This is a genomic window from Bradyrhizobium sp. Kon10 (assembly GCF_055807395.1).
The window spans coordinates 1-240 of sequence record NZ_JBVVOZ010000373.1; the positions used below are offsets into that span (position 1 = coordinate 1).

Below are 240 nucleotides of genomic sequence, written 5' to 3' on the forward strand. Positions count from 1 at the left end.
CCGCAACCTGGCTGATCAGGGGATCACCTCCGGATTCGACTTTCTGTTCAAGTCGACGGGTTGGGATGTGAATTTCTCGCTGCTGCCCGCCACGGCCAATGATCCCTATTGGTGGTACTTCCTCATCGGCATCATCAACACGCTGTTCCTGGGGAGCGTCGGCCTGATACTGGCGACGATCGTGGGAACGATCGTCGGTCTGGCGCGGACGTCTTCGAACGATTTGGCGCGGCTGCTCGG

1 pseudogene is annotated in these 240 nt (G+C 59.6%); it reads left to right on the forward strand.

From position 1 onward, the window contains the following. Window positions 1-240, forward strand: a pseudogene (locus AC0L2O_RS37420) (ABC transporter permease); the annotation flags it as partial.